20 protein-coding genes and 1 riboswitch are annotated in these 21178 nt (G+C 39.1%); of the genes, 6 read left to right on the top strand and 14 right to left on the bottom strand.

All coding sequences use genetic code 11. The annotated features are described in order from the left end of the window. Window positions 1–11 precede the first annotated feature (11 nt). Genes GTH24_RS05605 through GTH24_RS05595 form a run of 3 tightly spaced genes read left to right on the top strand, consistent with a single transcriptional unit; the run spans window position 12 to window position 4048 of the window. Window positions 12–1781 carry an ATP-binding cassette domain-containing protein gene (locus GTH24_RS05605; protein WP_164526047.1) on the top strand — a complete coding sequence of 590 codons (1770 nt, stop codon included), beginning with the start codon at window positions 12–14 and terminating at the stop codon, window positions 1779–1781. Then, window positions 1774–2925 (top strand): ABC transporter permease, encoded by a 1152-nt coding sequence (locus tag GTH24_RS05600; protein WP_072070553.1) that lies wholly within the window; start codon window positions 1774–1776, stop codon window positions 2923–2925. The genes GTH24_RS05605 and GTH24_RS05600 overlap by 8 nt, the downstream gene beginning before the upstream one ends. 13 nt (window positions 2926–2938) lie before the next feature. Then, complete coding sequence (locus GTH24_RS05595; protein WP_164526046.1) at window positions 2939–4048, top strand: ABC transporter permease; 1110 nt, start codon at window positions 2939–2941, stop codon at window positions 4046–4048. Window positions 4049–4153: 105 nt separating this feature from the next. Here the strand turns inward: GTH24_RS05595 and GTH24_RS05590 are convergent, their stop codons facing one another. The 5 genes from GTH24_RS05590 to moaA form a co-directional block, all read right to left on the bottom strand. Continuing rightward, window positions 4154–4864 (bottom strand): Bax inhibitor-1/YccA family protein, encoded by a 711-nt coding sequence (locus GTH24_RS05590; protein WP_072070555.1) that lies wholly within the window; start codon window positions 4862–4864, stop codon window positions 4154–4156. A gap of 194 nt (window positions 4865–5058) precedes the next feature. Further along, on the bottom strand, window positions 5059–5520 hold the full coding sequence (moaE, locus tag GTH24_RS05585) for a molybdopterin synthase catalytic subunit MoaE (protein ID WP_164526045.1): 462 nt from the start codon (window positions 5518–5520) through the stop codon (window positions 5059–5061). 1 nt (window position 5521) lies between these two features. Further along, a complete protein-coding gene (moaD, locus tag GTH24_RS05580) occupies window positions 5522–5767 on the bottom strand; it encodes a molybdopterin synthase sulfur carrier subunit (protein ID WP_072070557.1) in 246 nt (81 codons plus the stop codon). Next, window positions 5764–6243, bottom strand: a complete 480-nt coding sequence (gene moaC / locus GTH24_RS05575) for a cyclic pyranopterin monophosphate synthase MoaC (protein WP_023581221.1) — start codon at window positions 6241–6243, stop codon at window positions 5764–5766. Before moaC ends, moaD begins: the two co-directional genes overlap by 4 nt. A 39-nt stretch (window positions 6244–6282) precedes the next feature. Next, on the bottom strand, window positions 6283–7263 hold the full coding sequence (moaA, locus tag GTH24_RS05570; RefSeq protein WP_115350881.1) for a GTP 3',8-cyclase MoaA: 981 nt from the start codon (window positions 7261–7263) through the stop codon (window positions 6283–6285). Next, a riboswitch (molybdenum cofactor riboswitch) is annotated at window positions 7253–7395 on the bottom strand. (Overlaps the previous gene by 11 nt.) Before the next feature lie 279 nt (window positions 7396–7674). Here moaA and yvcK point away from each other — a divergent pair. After that, window positions 7675–8613: a uridine diphosphate-N-acetylglucosamine-binding protein YvcK gene (gene yvcK, locus GTH24_RS05565; protein ID WP_115350880.1), complete on the top strand. Its 939-nt coding sequence runs from the start codon at window positions 7675–7677 to the stop codon at window positions 8611–8613. A gap of 105 nt (window positions 8614–8718) precedes the next feature. Here yvcK and GTH24_RS05560 read toward each other — a convergent pair whose 3' ends face one another. The 6 genes from GTH24_RS05560 to bioB form a co-directional block, all read right to left on the bottom strand. Beyond that, window positions 8719–9672, bottom strand: a complete 954-nt coding sequence (locus GTH24_RS05560; RefSeq protein WP_072070558.1) for a DUF1266 domain-containing protein — start codon at window positions 9670–9672, stop codon at window positions 8719–8721. 185 nt (window positions 9673–9857) lie between these two features. After that, window positions 9858–11867, bottom strand: a complete 2010-nt coding sequence (uvrB, locus tag GTH24_RS05555; RefSeq protein WP_072070559.1) for an excinuclease ABC subunit UvrB — start codon at window positions 11865–11867, stop codon at window positions 9858–9860. A 470-nt stretch (window positions 11868–12337) separates the two neighbouring features. After that, on the bottom strand, window positions 12338–13021 hold the full coding sequence (bioD, locus tag GTH24_RS05550; protein ID WP_164526044.1) for a dethiobiotin synthase: 684 nt from the start codon (window positions 13019–13021) through the stop codon (window positions 12338–12340). Continuing rightward, window positions 13014–13778 (bottom strand): malonyl-ACP O-methyltransferase BioC, encoded by a 765-nt coding sequence (bioC, locus tag GTH24_RS05545; protein ID WP_072070561.1) that lies wholly within the window; start codon window positions 13776–13778, stop codon window positions 13014–13016. Before bioC ends, bioD begins: the two co-directional genes overlap by 8 nt. After that, window positions 13753–14916 (bottom strand): 8-amino-7-oxononanoate synthase, encoded by a 1164-nt coding sequence (gene bioF / locus GTH24_RS05540; protein WP_164526043.1) that lies wholly within the window; start codon window positions 14914–14916, stop codon window positions 13753–13755. The genes bioC and bioF overlap by 26 nt, the downstream gene beginning before the upstream one ends. Further along, complete coding sequence (bioB, locus tag GTH24_RS05535) at window positions 14916–15953, bottom strand: biotin synthase BioB (protein WP_072070563.1); 1038 nt, start codon at window positions 15951–15953, stop codon at window positions 14916–14918. Before bioB ends, bioF begins: the two co-directional genes overlap by 1 nt. 103 nt (window positions 15954–16056) lie before the next feature. Between bioB and bioA the strand changes: the two genes are divergently transcribed. Further along, window positions 16057–17331, top strand: a complete 1275-nt coding sequence (bioA, locus tag GTH24_RS05530; protein ID WP_072070564.1) for an adenosylmethionine--8-amino-7-oxononanoate transaminase — start codon at window positions 16057–16059, stop codon at window positions 17329–17331. A gap of 51 nt (window positions 17332–17382) precedes the next feature. Here the strand turns inward: bioA and pgl are convergent, their stop codons facing one another. Next, window positions 17383–18372 carry a 6-phosphogluconolactonase gene (gene pgl, locus GTH24_RS05525; RefSeq protein WP_164526042.1) on the bottom strand — a complete coding sequence of 330 codons (990 nt, stop codon included), beginning with the start codon at window positions 18370–18372 and terminating at the stop codon, window positions 17383–17385. 149 nt (window positions 18373–18521) lie between these two features. On the opposite strand from pgl, the gene GTH24_RS05520 reads away from it, so the two are divergent. Further along, window positions 18522–19343 (top strand): pyridoxal phosphatase, encoded by an 822-nt coding sequence (locus GTH24_RS05520; RefSeq protein ID WP_072070566.1) that lies wholly within the window; start codon window positions 18522–18524, stop codon window positions 19341–19343. A gap of 76 nt (window positions 19344–19419) precedes the next feature. Here the strand turns inward: GTH24_RS05520 and modC are convergent, their stop codons facing one another. After that, the gene (gene modC, locus GTH24_RS05515) at window positions 19420–20484 is read right to left on the bottom strand and encodes a molybdenum ABC transporter ATP-binding protein ModC (RefSeq protein WP_072070567.1); all 1065 of its coding nucleotides are present in this window, start codon (window positions 20482–20484) and stop codon (window positions 19420–19422) included. Further along, the gene (gene modB / locus GTH24_RS05510) at window positions 20478–21170 is read right to left on the bottom strand and encodes a molybdate ABC transporter permease subunit (protein WP_006537607.1); all 693 of its coding nucleotides are present in this window, start codon (window positions 21168–21170) and stop codon (window positions 20478–20480) included. Before modB ends, modC begins: the two co-directional genes overlap by 7 nt. Between the last annotated feature and the right edge of the window lie 8 nt (window positions 21171–21178).

The raw sequence follows: 21178 nt of genomic DNA, 5'->3' as shown, positions 1-21178 counted from the left end.
GGGAGGCGAAAATGGAACACACTGATTACACTATCGAGCTACAAGACGTTGAAAAACGCTTTACCGGACTAGAAAGCCCAGCGGTTTCTGCATTAACAGCCACCATAACGGGTGGCTCTGTCACAGGCTTAGTCGGCCCAGATGGTGCAGGTAAAACCACATTAATCCGTATGCTTGCAGGGCTATTAAAACCAGATGCTGGTGATATTCGTATTTTAGGAATGGAGCCACAAAAACAAAGTGTAGATGTCCGAGCTATTCTTGGCTATATGCCTCAAAAATTTGGTCTCTATGAAGATTTAACGGTATTAGAAAACCTTAATCTTTATGCTGATTTAAAAAATGTCATCGGTGAAGAGCGCAAAAAAGTTTACCAACAGTTGCTCTCTTTTACCGATCTCACACGCTTTACCTCTCGCCTTGCAGGTAATCTTTCAGGGGGCATGAAACAAAAACTAGGACTAGCTTGTACTTTATTAGGTAGCCCTAAAGTCTTGCTACTTGATGAGCCTGGCGTCGGCGTTGATCCCATTGCACGCCGTGAACTTTGGCAAATGGTACATACCTTAGCCAGCGATGGTATGTTGATACTGTGGAGTACCTCTTATCTTGATGAAGCAGAGCAATGTAAAAACATTCTCTTACTTAATAAAGGAGAGTTACTTTATAGTGGTATTCCACAAGATTTAACAGCGAAAATGGCAGGTCGTTCTTTTTTGCTTGATGTTGAAGGCCATCAGCGAAGAAAAATATTACAACAAGCTATCATTCAACCTCAAGTGACAGATGGAGTTATTCAAGGACAATCTGTTCGTTTGATATTGAAAAAACAAAGTAATCAATCCGAATTACTCAATGCCTTGGGTAAACCTGATGTTAAACTTATTCCAGCTACACCACGCTTTGAGGATGCCTTTATTGATTTATTAGGAGGTGGCCCTTCTCATAAATCTGAATTAGCTGAAATTATGCCTCAAATTCCTCCAGCCCCCAATGAAACCGTTATTGAAGCACAGCAACTAACTAAAATGTTTGGTCAATTTGCAGCAACCGATCACGTTGATTTTCAAGTTAAACGAGGTGAGATTTTTGGGTTATTGGGGCCTAATGGTGCAGGTAAATCGACAACCTTTAAAATGATGTGTGGTTTATTAGTTCCCACCAGCGGTAAAGCGCTGGTATTAGGTATGGACTTAAAAGAGAGCTCAGGTAAAGCTCGTCAGCATTTAGGTTATATGGCACAAAAATTCTCACTTTATGGCAATCTTAAAGTGGGACAGAACTTGAAATTCTTCTCTGGTGTTTATGGCTTACACGGCAAACAACAACGCGATAAAATTAACGATATGATAACTGCCTTTAGCTTACAGCCGATGGTGAATCAAATCACTGAAACCTTGCCTTTAGGTTATAAGCAGCGCCTTGCCCTTGCATGCTCATTAATGCACGAGCCTGATATTCTTTTTTTAGATGAACCCACATCAGGCGTTGATCCATTAACGCGAAGAGAATTTTGGTTACATATTAATGGTATGGTTGATAAGGGAGTAACCGTAATGGTGACCACTCACTTTATGGACGAAGCAGAATATTGTGATCGTATTGGTTTGGTTTATCGCGGAAAAATTATTGCTGCAGGAGAGCCAGATTCTCTCAAAAAAATGGTTGCTAACAACGATAATCCAACGCCTTCAATGGAAGATGCTTTTATAGGTTTAGTGTTGGATTACGATAAAAAACTTGAACGTGAAAATGATAAAGGGAGCGAAAAACATGCGTAATTCAGCTCAATCCTCTCATGCCCATTTTTCTTGGCGACGTTTGTTCGCATTATGTTTAAAAGAAACAAAACAGATCACTCGTGATCCCAGTAGTGCCCTCATCGCTTTTGTTATCCCTCTCACTCTGTTGTTTATTTTTGGCTACGGTATTAACTTAGATTCAAGTAAGTTAAATATTGGTATTTTGACTAATCAACAAAGCCAACCTGCACAAGAACTCGTTTACACTTTTACCAATTCACCATATATCAACGCAACTATTAGCGATAATCGCCAATTATTGATTGATAAAATGCAAGCAGGACAAATTCGGGGCATTGTGGTTATTCCTGTGAACTTTGCTGAATTACTGACCCGACAAGATACTCATGCGCCCATTCAGGTGATCACCGATGGCAGTGAACCTAATACTGCAAACTTTGTACAAGCCTATACCAAAGGGGTTTGGCAAATCTGGCTACAACAACAAGCCATCAGCAAGGGTATTGATACTACACCACTAATTGAAATAGAACCGCGCTATTGGTTTAACCCAGCGGCAATTAGTCAGCACTATATTATTCCGGGTGCCGTTACTATTATTATTACCGTTGTGGGTGCAATTCTCACTTCGTTAGTCATAGCTCGTGAATGGGAACGTGGCACAATGGAAGCTCTGCTTTCAACCCAAATCACACGTACCGAGCTCTTGCTTTCAAAACTTATTCCTTACCAAGTTTTAGGTAGTTTTGTCATGGTACTGTGCATGGTGGTAACCGTCTTTTTGCTAGGAGTGCCTTATCGAGGATCACTTTGGATTTTAGGGGGGATCACTTCGCTTTTTTTAGCCACTGCCTTAGGAATGGGATTACTCATTTCAACACTGACTCGCAATCAATTTAATGCCGCCATGATTGCCCTAAATGCAGCTTTTTTACCTGCGATTATGCTGTCCGGTTTTGTGTTTGAAATTGATAGCATGCCATTTTTTATTCAGGTAGTGACTTATTTCATTCCCGCACGTTATTTTGTCAGTAGCTTGCAAACGCTATTTTTAGCAGGTGATATTCCATTGATATTAATATTAGATATGTGGTTGCTGATCGTTTCTGCCCTATTTTTTATTGGCTTAACAGCATTAGCAACACGACGTCGATTAGATTAAAGGGAGAGTATTTATGTTGTATCGTCTTCTCACCCTAATAATGAAAGAGCTACAGTCATTATTACAAGAGCCTCAGACTCGTATGATTTTGATAATGCCTGTTATCTTTCAAATGATCTTATTTCCTTTTGCCGCAACATTAGATGTTACCAATGCCTCTATCGCAATTTTTGATGAGGATAATGGTAAACAATCTATTGAGTTAACCCAACGTATCGCCAAAGCTAGTGCATTTTCTCAAACATTATTACTGAAAAATGAACATGAAATAAAAGAGACCATTGATAATCGTAAAGCACTTTTATTGGTTCGATTTCCACAAAACTTTAGTGCTAATTTAGAAAGCCAAATCCCTGTTAAATTGCAATTAATCTTAGATGGACGAAATTCTAATAGTGCGCAAATTGCTGCTAATTATGTACAACAAATCGTACAAAATTACCAAACTGAATTAACAGGACATACACCGTCTTTACTGAATAAAACAGAACTTGTTGTTCGTAATTGGTATAACCCAAATTTAAATTATAAATGGTTTATTGTGCCCTCATTAGTAGCATTGATTATCACCATTGGCGTGATGATAGTCACTTCACTTTCAGTTGCTAGAGAGCGAGAGCAAGGTACCTTGGATCAACTATTAGTTTCCCCTCTATCAACATGGCAAATTTTTGTGGGTAAAGCAGTTCCGGCAATGGTTGTTGCCGCCATTCAAGGTACTATTGTATTGATTATAGGGATATTTGGTTATCAAATACCCTTTTCAGGTTCATTATTATTGTTTTATTTTACCATGCTAATTTATGGTTTATCGCTGGTGGGTTTTGGCTTATTAATATCAGCATTAAGTTCAACACAACAACAGGCTTTTATTGGTGTCTTCGTATTTATGATGCCTGCCGTTTTATTATCAGGCTATATTTCTCCCGTAGAAAACATGCCAGTTTGGCTACAACATGCCACATGGATAAACCCAATTCGTCATTTCACCGATATTACAAAGCAGATTTACCTTAAAAATGCTGATATCACAGTAATATGGCACAGTTTATGGCCTTTATTAGTGATTGCAGCAGGTACAGGCTCTTTTGCGTATTATCTTTTCCAGCGAAAGATTGCTTAAAATAATAGCAATTAAAGCACAAAAAAATCCCACAACTTATTAAAGTTATGGGATTTACTTTTTATGCTGTTTTTAAACTACGTTTATCCGCAGATATCGTTAAAATTAACGACGATCACCTAAAATACGCAGTAACATTAAGAACAGGTTGATGAAATCTAAATAAAGCGTTAATGCACCCATAATTGAGTAACGGCGCATATTTTCTTTATCTTCTTGGTTAATTTCATTACCCATATCTTTTAGTTTTTGTGTGTCATAAGCCGTTAAGCCTGCAAAAATTAACACACCCGCATAAGAGATAACCATGCTCATCATTGAGCTTTGCATAAAGATATTAACGATAGAAGCAATAATGATACCGATAAGCCCCATAAACAGGAAGCTACCCATACCCGTTAAGCTACGCTTAGTGGTGTAACCGTAAATGCTTAATGCACCAAACATAGCAGCACAGATAAAGAATGTGCTAGCAATTGAAGATGCGGTATAAAGCAGTAATACGCTTGAGATAGTCACACCCGTTAACACGGAATAGAGCATAAATAATGAGGTTGCCATTGCACCACTCATTTTATGAACCATCCCTGATAACACGAAAACTAATCCTAATTGAGCAATGATCAGACCAAAGAAGACAATCTTGCTTGAGAAAATCATTGATAATAATGCTTCGCTTGATGCAACGTAGAATGCAACAAACGCAGTTAATAACAGACCTACAGTCATCCAACCATAAACCTGAGCCATAAAGGTTTGTAGGCCAGAACCTGTGCGTTGTACGATTGAATCATTTGAACGTGAAAATCGATCCATGATGATTACCCTTTAATCATAGTGATAACGTTAGATTTAATAATAACGTTTATTTCAGTAAAGAGCCCATTATGGACTCATTAGAATTTAATTTTATCACACTGATTTTACATTTCCATGAAATAAACTGTATGAAATGTCACCATAAAATAAATTTAGGTAAAGTAATGTAGTGTTTAATCAAGTGCTATGGTTTATTCCCAGCGCTCGGCTGAATCATAATCACTTTGTCGCGCATCAACCCACCTGTCTTTATTTTCAGAAAGCCCTTCTTTTTTCCAAAATGGTGCTCGTGTTTTTAAGAAATCCATAATAAATTCAGCAGATTCGAACGCGCTATTACGATGAGAACTGGTAACACCCACAAACACGATCTCTTCACCAATATGCAAAGTTCCTACACGGTGAATAACACTTACACGTTGTAAAGGCCAACGAGCTCTCGCCTCACTTACAATGTCATTAAGTGCTTTTTCAGTCATACCGGGATAATGCTCAAGAGTAAGCGTACTCACTTCATCTCCGAGATTATGATTACGCACTTTCCCTGTAAAGGTCACAACGGCGCCATCACTGTCGCACTCAGAAAGCCATTGGTATTCATCGCCAACACTAAAATTTTCGGTTTGTACTGAAATACGAGTTGATGAGCTCATCTTATCCTCCTGTAACAGGTGGGAAAAAGGCGATTTCATCACCGTCATTAATAACGTGAGAACCTTGAACAAAGGATTGGTTTACCGCAGAGAGTAACTTGCCATCTTCTAACGCCAGCAACCAACGTTCACCTTTGGTAATTAATGCTTTACGTAAATCGTCTACTGTGTGGTACTCACAATCTAATTCAAGAGAATCAACACCGACTAACTCACGGACTTGAGCAAAAAAGAGAACTTTAATCATGCTTCCACCTTAAAATGACCTGATTTACCACCTGTTTTTTCTAATAAACGTACAGGCCCTATCACCATATCTTTTTGAACGGCTTTACACATATCATAAATCGTTAACGCAGCTACTGATGCCGCAGTTAATGCTTCCATTTCAACCCCTGTTTTACCCGTTAAACGGCAAACAGATTCAATACGTACACGATTAGATCCAGTGAGAGCTTCTAAACGTACTTCGACTTTAGTTAATAACAGCGGATGACATAGTGGGATTAATTCCCATGTTCTTTTTGCTGCTTGAATACCTGCAATTCTTGCGGTCGCAAATACATCACCTTTATGGTGTTTGCCTTCGGTGATCATACTTAATGTTTCTGCTGACATTTCAACAAAGGCTTCAGCACGCGCTTCTCGCACTGTTTCAGCTTTAGCACTAACATCCACCATGTGAGCTTCACCGGCAGCATTAATATGAGTTAGTTGAGACATGCACAACTCCTGAAATTAACGAAATAACAGAGCGAAAAACTACCCACCAATAACAGATAAGTTCGGTGTAATACCGCTATCACCTTGATGAAGAAAATGTGTTTCTCGTTTATGAAGAAGACCACCCTGAATACGTTGTTGTAATGCCTCTTGTTGACTATCGTCAGCAAGTAGGTCACGTAACGGAATACCATTTTCACCAAATAGACAAAGATGGAGATTACCAATAGCTGAAACACGTAAACGGTTACAGGTTAGGCAAAAGTCTTTCTCATAAGGCATGATCAGACCTATTTCACCTTGATAATCAGGATGGGTAAATACTTGAGCAGGCCCGTCACTACGGGCGCGAGGAATTTGTAACCAACCTTCATTGAGTAAGCGCTGGCGAATAACTTCACCAGACAAATGAAAGCGGTTGAAAATATCACTACCGTCCCCTGTTTCCATTAATTCAATAAAGCGCAGCTGAATAGGTCTGTCTTTGATCCAATTAAGAAAATCAGGAAGATTTTTGTCATTCACATTGCGCATCAACACAACGTTAACTTTGACTTTTTCGAACCCTGCGGTAAATGCAGCATCAATACCTTCCATCACTTGGCTAAATTTATCTTGTCCAGTAATAGCGTGGAATTGACGGGGATCGAGACTATCAACACTCACATTAATCGCATTTAATCCAGCATCACGCCATTGTGCAACATCTCGTGATAAACGATAACCATTTGTTGTCACTGCGATTTTTTTAATTGCCGCATTATCTTTGATTGTCGCGATAATATCAGTAAAATCGCGGCGCATTGTTGGTTCACCACCTGTTAAGCGGATTTTTTCTGTTCCTAATGCAGCAAAAGATTGTGTGAGTCTACTGATTTCATCTAATGAAAGGAATGATTTGTGGCCATTAGGCTTATAACCATTAGGCAGGCAATAAGTACAACGAAAATTGCACACGTCTGTAATTGAAAGACGTAAATAGAAAAATTTGCGGGAAAACGCATCAACGAGTTGTTGCATAATAACACCTTTCCAAATCGGGAGATGCAGACATTTCTACCTTGCACCCTGGTGACTTATTTCGTCACGGCCAGAACATCATATCTTGTCAATACACGACTTAGACGTTAAGGCTAGGAGTTTATCTTTACCTGTTTTTCACAGGTTTCTAATACCTATATATTTATTGTGGATTCTACCTGCTAATTATGTAAAAAGCGAATAATGTTTTCGCTATATAATTTATAATACAACGACTTACAACACTTTAGTCACGCTAATAACATAAATAAAAACACTTTCATTGATTAAATATTAGGCTGTCAAAAGTAAAATTAAACTAGGAATGTGATGAAATCACGTCGTGATCATAGGCTTAAAATTTAATTGTGATAAATTAGCGGCAAATTTTTAAAGATGAGTAGAACAAATATGCGAAATCGCACGCTAAGTGATTTAGATCGTGTTGTTGCCCTTGGTGGAGGTCATGGCCTTGGGCGTGTGCTTTCAGCACTCTCCTACTTAGGCTCTCGCCTTACTGGTATTGTCACAACAACGGACAATGGCGGTTCTACTGGCCGTATTCGTCAAGAAGAAGGTGGCATTGCGTGGGGTGATATGCGCAATTGTATTAATCAATTAATTACAGAGCCTTCGGTAGCTTCTGCGATGTTTGAATACCGCTTTTCAGGTACTGGTGAGCTGGCTGGACACAATTTAGGAAATTTAATGCTAAAAGCGTTAGATAACTTAAGCGTTCGACCTTTAGAAGCTATTAATCTTATTCGTGGATTATTAAGAGTCAATGCGCATCTTATTCCTATGTCTGAACAAGCTGTTGACCTTATGGCGATAGATGATCAAGGAAATGAGATTTATGGTGAAGTTAACGTTGATATTTTGCCTAAGATCCCACAAAAACTTGATCTTTATCCTAAAGTACCAACGACAAGAGAAGCTATTGAATCCATTGAACAAGCTGATCTTATCTTAATTGGCCCCGGTAGTTTTTTTACCAGTTTAATGCCTTTGTTATTATTGCCAGAGCTTGCACAAGCCTTGCGCCGTAGTAGTGCAACAACCATTTATATTGGTAATCTAGGCAAAGAATTAAGTCCCGCGGCGGCCAGTATGACGATGTCTGATAAAATCGCCATGATGGAGAACTATATTGGTTTACAAACAATAGATGCGGTGATCATTAGCCCTGAAACTCAATATGAATCCATGAAAGGTCGATTAATTGTACAGGCTCAATTGGAAGCTAAAGATATTCCTTATCGTCACGATCGCCATTTATTAGGTAAAGCTATTGAGTTAACACTGCAACAATTAGGGCAACGTAACGCATCGACTCAAGCCATTAAATAAAATTTAATTACCTTATTTCATTAAAAAACCGCATCTGTAATAGACAGCAAATGCGGTTTTTTTGTCGATGAAAACATAATATTACGATTGGTTTTCAACGCATTATTAACTATTAAGGTGTTTTAACGTAATACGTTGGCTAATGGTTTCCTCAATTTCAGAAAGTGTCATTGGCACGTCATTTTTCATTAAACCGAGGCCAGCCACAGTACGAGAAAAAGATGTTAAATCCAATGGCGGTAAATCCATTATCCAGTTTTCTTCTGTTGCCAACGTATCTTCTGCATTAAGAATATTTTGTATAACATCCGTAAAAGCTTGATGAGAAGAAACCCAATCTTGATCCCCACTCGCCCAAAACCAACGCGCTGCAATAAAGTTTTTCCACATATCTTCCCAGCCATCGTAAATTCGACGTAACATTGAGGCACTCATTAGCGACCATGTTTGCGCTTCTTGCTGGGTAATATAACCTTGCTGACATCCTTCTAAACAGAGCTTGTTAAAACGGCAGAGATCCCAAATAAGGTATTTCACATTTTGAATATTCATGCGATTAGTGCTCATCATATCGATTTGCCATAAACGCTCGTTTTTATCATGTTCTGTTAACTCTGAAAGCAAAATGTCATTTTTTAATGACTGAACATCGTCTTCTTTGCCATCCAAAATTTGGTCACGTAGCTGATAAAAATCATTAGTGTGGCCTTGAGTGAGCAACCAAAATAGTTGATAGACTAAATCCCAACGGTCGTTAATTCCCCAACCTGCTGATAATCCACCATCATCTTTACCTTCGTCATATTCGTTATATGCCCATTCATTCATCACAGCGTAAGGTGCTGCTACATATAATCCCCATTCATGAGGTAATAATTGATCTGTTGTATTTTCTGCTTCAGATAAAATGGGCTCCTGCCCTGCTGCTGTTGATGGTTTTGATAATTCACTATCTTGTACAGCAAATTTGCGTAACCATTTAAAAAGCAAAATAAGAAGAATAACACCAATAATAACCCCTGCAGAGCTGGGAAACCCTGCATAAACATAACCGCTCATTCACTGTCCTTAATATCTTTTTTATCTTTGTAAATAATTGACGCTTGTTTGTGGTGATATTTAAACAGTTGAACGCCATTAAGGGAATATAAAACTAGGGAAAAAGTGAAAGATAAAAGGGAAAAAGGGATAATCTGGAGTAAATATACAGATATCCCTTTATTGTGCTGGTTTAAATTCTGTTATTAAGAGTTCGCAATAAATTGAGCTCGCAACGCTTGTAGTTTATCTCGCGTACTTGCGGCTTTTTCAAACTCAAGATCTTTGGCATGTTGATACATTTCAGCCTCTAAACGCTGGATCTCTTTTTCTAGCTCAGCAGTCGATAATAATGGGTAATTTTCATGAATATCTTTTGCTTTATGCCCTTTCTTGTTACGACCTTGAGAAGGCTGACCAATCTTAAGAATATCACCCACTTTTTTATTTAACCCTTTAGGTACAATGCCATGTTCAAGGTTAAATTGTTGCTGTTTCTCTCGGCGACGTTCAGTTTCACCAATTGCTTTCGCCATTGAGTCCGTAATTCTATCGCCATATAAAATCGCTTTACCTTCAAGGTTACGAGCTGCACGGCCGATAGTCTGAATTAATGAACGCTCTGAACGCAAGAAACCTTCTTTATCTGCATCCAAAATAGCAACCAAAGAGACCTCTGGCATATCCAATCCCTCTCGGAGTAAGTTGATACCGACTAATACATCAAACTCACCAAGGCGCAAATCGCGAATAATTTCGACACGTTCAACCGTATCAATATCAGAGTGTAAATAGCGAACTCGCTCACCATGCTCTTCTAGATATTCTGTTAAATCTTCTGCCATTCGTTTTGTTAATGTGGTAACCAATACACGTTCATTTTTTGCAGCACGAATACGAATTTCAGACAGTAAATCATCAACTTGTGTAGAAACCGGTCGCACTTCAACAATCGGGTCAAGTAAGCCTGTTGGTCTTACAACTTGTTCGACAATTTCATCACCTGATTTTTCCAGCTCATATTTACCGGGTGTTGCTGAAACATAAATTGTTTGTGGTGCTAACGCCTCAAACTCTTCAAAACGTAATGGACGGTTATCAAGCGCCGAAGGTAAACGGAAACCATACTCAACCAAAGTTTCTTTACGAGAACGGTCGCCTTTATACATTCCACCAATTTGTGGAATGGTAACGTGTGATTCATCAATCACTAATAGACCGTTAGCAGGAAGGTAATCAAATAGAGTTGGTGGTGGCTCACCTGGCCCTCTACCTGATAGATAACGTGAATAGTTTTCAATACCTGAGCAATATCCTAGCTCATTCATCATTTCTAGATCAAATTGAGTGCGCTGTGTCACACGTTGTTCTTCAACGAGTTTATCATTCGCTAAAAGCACTTTGCGTCTCTCTGCAAGTTCTTTTTTGATTTCCTCCATTGCTTCAAGAATACGCTCGCGTGGGGTGACATAGTGCGTTTTAGGGTAAACGGTAAAACGGGGCACATTGTAGTGAATTTGCCCAGTTAAAGGGTCAAAGAGCGAAAGACGTTCGACTTCTTCATCAAATAATTCAACACGTAAAGCGTAATCATCAGATTCAGCAGGGAAGATATCAATCACCTCACCACGGACACGAAATGTCCCGCGCTGAAAAGCTTGATCATTGCGAGTATATTGTAAATCAGCGAGACGACGTAAAATCGCACGTTGGTCGATTATCATGCCGTTCGTCAGGTGAAGCATCATTTTTAAATAACTGTCAGGATCACCCAAACCATAAATCGCAGAAACGGATGACACCACAATCACGTCTTTGCGTTCTAATAAGGCTTTAGTGGCGGACAAACGCATTTGTTCAATATGTTCGTTAACTGAGGCATCTTTTTCAATAAAGGTGTCAGAACTTGGCACATAGGCTTCTGGCTGATAATAATCGTAATAAGAAACAAAGTATTCCACTGCATTTTCAGGAAAGAATTCTTTCATTTCACTGTAAAGCTGTGCTGCTAAAGTTTTATTTGGTGCAAGCACCATCGTAGGCCGATTTAAGTTGGCTATCACATTAGCAATAGTAAAAGTTTTACCTGAACCAGTTACCCCTAAGAGGGTTTGATGTGCAAGCCCATCGTCTAATCCTTCACAAAGTGAAGCAATAGCCGTAGGTTGATCGCCACCAGGCTTAAATTCAGAATGCAGTTTAAAAGCTTTGCTCATATTTTCTTCTCCTCGCTGACACTCCTTATGATACTGGATAAAAATCCAGCTTCAATCTCTATCTACTAAAATTTGTTTGAATAATTAGCATAAGTTATCCCCAGTTTTGGAACTGGAATTTTTTCAAAAAGCAAGCCCCTATTTTGCGAATTATTCAAAGAGACACGTCAACAACATCCGCTCTATTGATTTTATTTAATTAATTGATATATAAGAATTAAAAATAAAAGTTGAGAATAACGCCAATCTTTAGCAATGCCTTGTATTCTCTCTATTCAGAGTATTTTTATAATGGTAATACACAAGGTTATCCACAGGAATAGTGGATAACTACACAAAGTTGTTATCTCTCGGTAGGTTACGTCTTTTTTTCTAGCTTAAAATATCCCTCAAAATCGGCGAAATTTATTTTTTTTATTTTTTTATTGATATAAGAAATAGACTTTTATCACTTATCCAATAATGGCTTATCAACCTAGGTTTAAACAAGAAAGATCGAGGTAAGACGTAAAATCATGCTCTTTTACTTCATTTAAATAGGGTATTTTGCCTAAGAATGGTGCTTTAATATGTTGCTTTAATGTTGCCAGATATTCCTTCTGATATCGCCCTGCGGGTTCAACTTCATTGGCAACCCACCCCGCCAATGTTAAACCAGACTGAATAATTGCTTGTTGCGTTAATAACGCATGATTAATACACCCCAATTTAACACCTACCGTTAAAATAACGGGAAGCTGTTCACTAATAACCCAATCAGAAAAAAATTGCTTTTCTGATAGTGGCGTAAACCAACCACCTGCCCCTTCAACTAAAATCCAATCAGCTTGCTGTTTTAAGTAAGATAAGCCTTCTGACATCACATTAAAATCAATAGGCTGATGCATCTCTTGACTGATAATATGAGGAGATGTTGGCGTTTCAAAACAATAAGGATTCACACGATGGTAATCTAACTTTACCGTACTGAATTTTTGCAATGTAAGTGCATCTGAATTACGTAAACCTTCATTTAGCCACTCACTTCCCGAAGCAACAGGTTTGTAGCCCACAGTTTGATATCCTTGATGCGCTGCACATTGTAATAGAGCACTACTTACCACGGTTTTACCTACTTCTGTATCTGTACCTGTTAAGAACACTATTTTAGCCATGTGATATTTTTCCTATAACAATTTGATAGGTAAGTACATATTTACCTGAATCTGTTTTCCATACCTTTTCTAGTGCACGAAATTTTTGTCGCGTCATTAACCCTTTTTGTCTATCACCTTGCACAAAATTGGCACCAACGCCCTTTAAAGAAGCAAACAACGCATGTAATGAATCATAGTGTTCCGTGACAGTTTCAGTAGAAAATTGGCAATGAAAACCACAACACGCTTTCTCAATATCATGAAGTGATAAAAAAGGATTAACATGCGGATGGTTATCAATAAATTGCCAAGCGTCTCTGACTTCTTGCAGTGTCAACGTCGCGAGTGTTGAGAAATAAAGTGCACCTGTTTTATTTACTACATTCATGAGTGAATTAATCGCAACGGATAAATCATCACACCATTGCATCGCTAAATTGCTAAATACGATATCCACACTTTGCGGCATAATTGCACAATGTTCTATATCACTTTGTAGATAATCATTTGCCCGTTGTTGTTGTTTTGCCACTTGTAGCATCTTATGTGATAAATCAAGTGCAATAACAAAGCATCCGCGTTGTTTCCATTTTTGGCTGAAATACCCTGTTCCGCATCCTGCATCTAAGACAATATTGCCACTATCATAACGCGCTAAATCCATTAATTTATTGCCACTATAGCGCTGAATATTGGCGTGATTATCGTAATGAATAGCCGCTTTACCAAATGTTTGGGCTATACGTTGTTTATCTGTTTTGACTAAAGAATGCATGAAGCGTCTCGATTAACAGCTTAATATCTGAAAGGTGGTGGCGAGTGGTTAACGTTATTCGTAAACGTGCGCTATGAGATGGAACTGTAGGTGGAAAGATAGATTTTACCCAAAGCCCTTTAGATTGCAGATAATCTGAAAGTGTTTGGCATAATTGTTCATCACCAATAATTAATGGCTGAATAGCCGTTTGTGAAGGTAATAATTTAATAGGAAGCGAAACAACACCTTGACGAAAGGTATCAATTAATTGTTGAAGGTATGCTCGCTCACCATCAGCTTGCTTAATTATATTTAATGCTGAATGTAACGCGACTGCCTGTGCAGGTGGCATTGAGGTACTATAAATAAGGTGACGAGCGTATTGTTCAAAAAATTCCGCTGTTGACTTGTCACAAAGCACTGCCGCCCCACTGATACCAAAAGCTTTACCAAAAGTCACCACTAATAGCTCAGGTTTGATACCCGATTTATCACAACTGCCTCGACCTTCTTTACCTAAAACACCAATACCGTGTGCATCATCGACCATTAACCATGCATCATGTTGTCGGCTTATTGTTGCTATTTCTGTTAATGGTGCTTGATCTCCATCCATGCTAAATACCCCTTCTGTAATCACCAAGGTTTTACTAGCTGACGTTTTATTAAGTCGTTGAGATAAAGAGTCAAAAGAATTGTGTAAAAAACGCCATAATGTGGCTGGTGATAATACAGCGGCTTCCATTAACGAGGCATGGCAAAGTTTATCCGCAATAATGGCATCATCTTTTTCAAGTAATGCCGAAATAACGCCCTGATTGGCACTGTAACCTGATGAAAATAACAATGCATTATCGTAACCTAGCCAATCTGCGAGATGTTGTTCTAATTGTGCATGAGCTTGTGTAAATCCGGTAATATGTCCTGATCCACCGCTACCTACACCGTACTCATCAGCGCCTTGTTGCCATGCTTTAATAACATCCTCATGTTGGCTAATACCTAAATAATCATTGCCTGAAAAATTAAGGTACTTTTCACCTGATATTGTGATCAAAAAGCGCCCATCTACTCGTTTGATCACTTTACGTTTTCGCCATAATGGCGTATTTCTACGCTCATTAAGTTGTTCATTTAAATAGGTTTGCCAACTCATTACAGTGCCGCGTTATAAAATTGTTCAGTGTCTTTATTGGCAACTGCTTGTATTAAAGCTTCTTCTTGCTGATTGTCGCCCATAGATACTGCTAATCGTTCAGGATTTAAGCCTAATTTACGGAATAATTGGTGGTCTTTATCTTCGGTTGGATTAGTTGTTGTTAATAATTTGCAGCCATAGAAAATAGAGTTCGCCCCAGCCATAAAGCAGAATGCTTGTGTTTGTTCACTCATTTGCTCACGACCGGCAGAAAGTCGGACATAAGAGCGAGGCATCATGATACGAGCAACGGCGATAGTACGAATAAAATCAAAAGGATCGACATCTTCATTATCAGCCAATGGCGTACCTTTGATTTTGGCTAACATATTAATTGGCACACTTTCTGGAGGTTGTGGCAAATTGGCTAATTGTACCAACATTGCGGCTCTGTCTTTCACTTCTTCACCCAAACCTAAAATTCCGCCAGAGCAGACTTTAATGCCTGCATTGCGGACTTTATCAAGTGTATCTAAACGATCTTGATACGTTCGCGTTGTCACAATACTGCCGTAAAATTCAGGTGAGGTATCGAGGTTATGGTTATAAAAATCCAGCCCCGCATCAGCGAGTCTATTAGCTTGTGAATCATCTAACTTACCCAGTGTCATACAAGTTTCCATACCTAATGCTTTGACTTCTTTCACCATCTGTTCAAGATAAGGCATGTCTCGTTCATGCGGATTTTTCCAAGCAGCTCCCATACAAAAACGCGTTGAACCAGCCGCTTTTGCTTTTTTTGCTGATTCAATTACTTGCTGCACTTCCATTAAACGTTCTTTTTCTAATCCCGTTTTATAGCGCGCACTTTGAGCACAATATTTACAATCTTCAGGACAAGCCCCTGTTTTGATAGAAAGCAACGTACTGACTTGGATCTGTGAAGGATCAAAATGTTGACGATGCACTTGTTGCGCTTGAAAAACCAAATCTAAAAATGGCATATCAAACAATGCTCTGGCTTCTTTTAATGTCCAGCGTTTTAGTGTGCTCACAATACAATCTCCTATTTAAAAGTGATTGCCAGTTTAAATAATAGGGTTATCATGTCAACTAAAATTGATCACCATTGGTTTACATGATTAAGTGAAAAATAGAATGACACCTGAAGATATCGCTTTTGATTTACGCCACATTTGGCATCCATACACCTCGATGAGTAATCCGTTACCTGCTTACCCCATCGTCAGTGCAAAAGGCGTTGAACTAGTCTTGGCTGATGGTAGAAAACTGATAGATGGAATGTCTTCATGGTGGGCAGCAATTCATGGATATAATCATCCTGAGCTTAATAATGCGGTTACTACACAACTAAGCAATATGTCTCATGTAATGTTTGGTGGTATTACTCATCCTCCAGCAGTATCACTTTGTCGAAAATTATTAGCAATAACACCTGAGCCTCTTGAATGCATATTCTTAGCGGATTCAGGTTCGGTTGCCGTTGAAGTCGCACTGAAAATGGCCTTGCAATATTGGCAAGCTAAAGGAGAAAAACGTCAACGTATTGTGGCGTTAAAACAGGGATATCATGGTGATACCTTTGGCGCAATGTCAGTGTGTGATCCGAATAACTCCATGCACAGTCTTTATAAAGGTTACTTGCCTAATCACCTATTTGTTGATGCGCCTCAAACAGGCTTTTATGAACAGTGGAACCCAAGTGATATCAATTCATTACGCTCAACATTAGAACAACATCACCACGAAATTGCGGCAGTAATGCTTGAGCCAATTGTTCAAGGCGCGGGTGGAATGCGGATTTACCATCCTGAATATTTAAAACACACAAGAGCACTGTGTGACGAGTTTGATGTACTACTCATTGCCGATGAAATAGCGACTGGTTTTGGCCGAACAGGTAAACTTTTTGCCTGTGAACACGCTGAAATTTCTCCTGATATTATGTGTGTAGGTAAAGCATTAACGGGGGGCTACATGACCTTATCAGCAACCTTAACCACGCGCCATATTGCCGAAACCATCAGTCAAGGTGATGCAGGTTGCTTTATGCATGGTCCTACTTATATGGGAAATCCTTTAGCTTGTGCTGTTGCTGATGCAAGTTTATCTCTATTAGCAAAAGGCGATTGGATAAACCAAGTTGCACGACTAGAAGCACAACTTAAAAAAGAGCTATTACCACTAAAACAGGTAAAAAGTGTCAAAGATGTGCGGGTTTTAGGGGCGATTGGTGTGGTCGAAATGAATGAGCCTGTCAATATGGCAAAACTACAAAAAATCTTTGTGGATGAAGGAGTTTGGATCAGACCTTTTGGCAAGCTGATTTACATTATGCCGCCATTTATTATGCCATCAGCAAACCTCTCTAAACTCACTCAAGCTATTGAGAAAGTCGTTCATCTTTCATAAAGAATTAAACCTCTAGCGATAAAATATTTCGCTAGAGGTTTAAAGTAACTTTTATTTTGTCACAACAGTAACCCACATAGCACCTTTGCCTACTGGGTAACACGATAATTCAGTTAAAGCGCCAGTGTGTTTATCAATACGAGAAACAGACGCTAAATCTGATTTTTGACCACAAGAAATCAGGTAATTTCCTGTATTATCAAGATTAAAGCCACGAGGCTGTGTTTGTGTAGGGTAATAACCCACAGGTTGCAAATAATCGCCCGCTTCTGAAATTGTCATCGCACAAATAAAGCTTTCAGAACGTTCGCTTGCATAAAGAAAACGGCCATCAGGTGTAATATGAATATCTGACGCCCAACGAGTACTGTTGAAAGTTTCAGGGACGATATCCACCGTTTGCATTAAACGATATAAATCCCCCATACGACGATATACATTGATTGTCGCATCTAATTCATTAAGGCAATAAAACACATCCCCATTAGGATGGAATGCCATATGACGAGGACCTGCATTTTGCGCTGTTGTTAGCTCTTCAGTACCCGCTTCTGTTAAACGACCGTCTTCTGATAAATCAAATAAACGAATATGATCTTCACCTAAGCAAGGCACAATCAGTTGTTTATTATTCCAATCAATATTAGATGAATGAGGCTTATTTAAGCCTTCAATAATTTGAATAGGTGATTGGGGGATCCCCTGCGCATTAATAGGCAAAACAGCTAAATTACCTTGATGATAAGAAGGAACAAACAAAAATCGCCCCGTTTTATCTAAGCATAAATGAACAGGTGTACTTGGAATGGAAGTGATAGCCTTTTGTTCTAACTGACCATCGGCCGCTATCGCAAATGTCACCACACTAAAATGAGGACGGATCCCAACATAAAGGTATTTTCCATCCGCACTTGCAATCATCGGTTGTACTTGTCCTGCAACCTCAACAACCTGCAATAAATCCATTTCACCGTTAATATTTAATGTATAAACATGGATTTGCTGACTCTCTGGACTTGCTACGTAGACTACCTGTTTCATCACTTCTCCTTAAAACAGATTACCCATTGATTTATAAAGAATAATAAAAAAAATAACGTTTACTTGTCACGATTAAGCTAGTTTATCTTTTCTTGGTTAACGTGTACCATCAGCAACATTGCATCTTATTACTATCAAGGGGCTTATTTATGTCATATCGCGTTATTGCATTGGATCTTGATGGCACACTGCTTGATGACCAAAAACGTATCCTGCCAGAATCTTTAGAAGCACTCAATCTTGCAAGAAAAGCAGGTGTTAAAGTCTTAATTGTAACAGGTCGTCATCATGTTGCTATTCATCCATTCTATCAAGCACTCGATCTTGATACCCCTGCGATCTGCTGTAATGGAACCTACCTTTATGACTATATTGGTAAAAAGGTACTGGAATCCGATCCATTAACCACTCAAGAAACCAGCGCAGTATTAGATCTCGTTAAACAAACAGATGTACATCACTTAGTTTATGCTGATGATGCAATGATGTATGACCAATTATCAGCCCCTGTACAGCGTACTTTAAAATGGTCAGAAACATTACCCACTGCACAGCGTCCAAACTTAATTAAAGTCGATGATTTCTATAAAGCCATGCATGATGTTAATGCCATTTGGAAAATAGCAACAACAACACCTGATCACGATGAATTACGCGCTTTAGTTGAAAAAATTGAGCAACAAGTCGGTTTAGAGTGCGAATGGTCTTGGGTTGATCAAGTTGATATCGCCAAAAAAGGCAACAGTAAAGGCCGCCGTTTACAACGCTGGGTTGAAGCGAATGGCATGAATATGAGTGATGTTATTGCCTTTGGTGATAATTTTAATGATCTTAGCATGCTAGAACATGTTGGCTTAGGTGTTGCAATGGGTAATGCCTCTGACGAAGTAAAATCTCGCGCTAAAATGGTCACCAAAGTGAATTCACAACCGGGTATTGCAGAGACTATTCATAAATATATTTTGTCTTAGTCTCATTTTTACCTCACCCAAAAGAAAAAGACCTCATTTAAAATAAGGTCTTTTTCTCGATAAATATAACTGATAATCAAAGATGGCGACTTAGCGAAATACTCTTAATTTGTGCATAAAGCCATTGCCCTTCTTGAATATTCAACTCATCTTTTGCCCAAGGTGTGATCCTTGCCCATAAATAATTACCGTCATTGACAAGTTTCACATCAACTTGGCCATCATTTTTAATGGTTTCAACCACTTTCATATGCAAAATATTACGAATACTGCTATTTGAAGGACGAGTGGTAGTCAGTGACACATCAGAAGCATCAATACGCACACGCACATCGCGACCAATTTTAGTCTCGATTTGAGGCAACCACAGCACTTGATTACCAAAAGCGGTTGCTGTCATATCGTAATGACTATGGTGTTCGACTACCATCACATTAGCGATACTACTTAATGTCTCTTTTTGTAACCACGGGCGTAATGCACTACTGGCCCACACATCTTCCAACTTACCTGTTGCTTTGATTTTTCCTGCATCCATCACAATGACATTATCAGCAAGTCGAATAATTTCATCAAGGCTATGGCTCACATACAAAATAGGTATTTGCACATCTTGTGAGAGCTTTTCTAGATAAGGCAATAATTCACGTTTGCGAGGCAAATCCAATGAAGCTAAAGGCTCATCCATCAACATAATATCGGGTGCGGTAAGCAACGCACGCCCAATTGCTACACGCTGCTTTTCACCGCCTGATAAGGTGATAGGAAACCGAGAGAGTAAATGACCAATCCCTAATAAATGAATAATGCGATCAAACTGCACTTTCATTGTTGGCGACATACCGTAAAGCAGATTTCCTCTTACAGTGTAATGAGGAAACAGTCGGGCATCTTGAAAAACATAACCCACTTTACGCTTTTCAGGTGGCAGATAAATTTTCTTTTCAGTATCAACCAGTGTGTGATTATTTAATACAATCCGACCTGAATCGGGTTTGGTTAAACCGCCAATCACATTAATTAGGGAAGTTTTACCCGCCCCAGATAAACCAAAGACTGCGGTAATACTTTCTGTTGGCAGTTCAGTATTGATTTCCAGACGCAGTGATCCTAGCGTCTGTTTAAAATTCATTTCTAGCATACGCCCCCCAATCTTTTACGACCCCAACGAGTTAGCCACTCTGAAGCCATTAAAGAGACGAGCGCCAAAATAATTGCAATAACACATAAACGGGCGGCATCCATTTCTGCCCCTGGTGTTTCAATCAAGGTATACATTGCCAGAGGAATAGTTCTTGTTTCCCCAGGAATATTGGAGACGAAAGTGATTGTTGCGCCAAATTCTCCCAATGAGCGCGCAAATGCCAACACAATTCCTGCGATGATCCCTGGCATAGACAAAGGTAACGTTATGGTAAAAAAGACGCGTAATGGTGAAGCCCCAAGGGTTCTTGCCGCTTGTTCCATACGCTGATCGACAGCCTCTAATGCTAATCTGATAGCCCTTACCATTAGTGGAAATGCAACGACTGCAGATGCAAGTGCTGCGCCTCGCCAACTAAATGTAAAGCTAAAACCAAACCAGTCATACAACCATTCACCAATAAATCCACGTCTTCCCATACTGATCAGTAAAAGATAACCGACCACAACAGGAGGAAGAACTAAGGGTAAATGGATAATGCTATCAAGCAATGATTTACCGGGAAAACGTACCCTAACTAAAAGCCAAGCCATAAAAATACCAAAAGGTAGACTGATAATAACCGCAACAGTCGATACCTTAAGGCTTAGTATAATGGCTTGCCATTCGTATTCACTTAACATCTCCAAAA

Source organism: Proteus vulgaris, from assembly GCF_011045815.1.
In the GTDB taxonomy this organism is placed as follows: Bacteria; Pseudomonadota; Gammaproteobacteria; order Enterobacterales; family Enterobacteriaceae; genus Proteus; species Proteus vulgaris_B.
Note: the sequence above shows the minus strand (reverse complement) of the source record. Positions and strands in the feature narration are given on the sequence as shown.